The sequence below is a fragment of the Pseudomonas sp. B13(2017) genome, assembly GCF_002113245.1.
GTDB lineage: Bacteria > Pseudomonadota > Gammaproteobacteria > Pseudomonadales > Pseudomonadaceae > Aquipseudomonas > Aquipseudomonas putida_Z.
On record NZ_NEJX01000056.1, the window covers coordinates 1 to 690 of the forward strand.

Consider the following 690-nt stretch of genomic DNA (forward strand, 5'->3'; position numbering starts at 1 on the left):
GGAATGGTGATGGTCTGGCCGTTGGCCAACTTCACCACCAGGTCCGAACCGGTGACCTTGTGGTTGACCGAAGCGGTATAAGTCACCACGCCACCTTCAGCGACGGTCGAAGTCGCGGTCAGGGTCACGGTGGTGGTGTCGATGGTATCGGTGACCTTGGTCACAGCCGCAGTGCTGCTGACGTCCAGCTTCTCGAAGTCGCCACCGGTGGTGCCGGTGACGGTCACGCTCAGGTCTTCGGCATCGACGTACACGTCGTCGCTTGGGGCATCGATGGTAATCGAGGCTTCCTTCGAGCCGGCGGCTATGGTGATGGTTTCACCGTTGCTCAGCTTGATGACCAGGTCGGTACCAGCCTTGTTGGTCAGGGTGGCGGTGTAGGTGATCTTGCCGCCTTCGGCCACGGTATCCGTCGCGGTCAGGGTGAGCGTGGTGACGTCCGGAGTCGCCGGGTTGTCGGTGACCGTGGTCACTGGCTCGCCAACCGCCACGGTCTTCTCGTAGTTGCCACCCGAGATGTCGGTGATCTTGTTGGTCAGGTCCAGGTTGGTGTTGTGGACGTTGTTCGGTGCAGTGAACGGTACCGAAGCAGACGACTCGCCCACCGGGATGGTGATGGTCTGGCCGTTGGCCAACTTCACCACCAGGTCCGAACCGGTGACTTTGTGGTTGACCGATGCGGTGTAGGTC

General features: G+C 61.2%; 1 protein-coding gene. It reads right to left on the reverse strand.

Translation table 11 applies throughout. The annotated features are described in order from the left end of the window. On the reverse strand, nt 1-690 hold a 690-nt coding region (locus CAG44_RS28880), incomplete at both ends, for an immunoglobulin-like domain-containing protein (protein WP_371916809.1).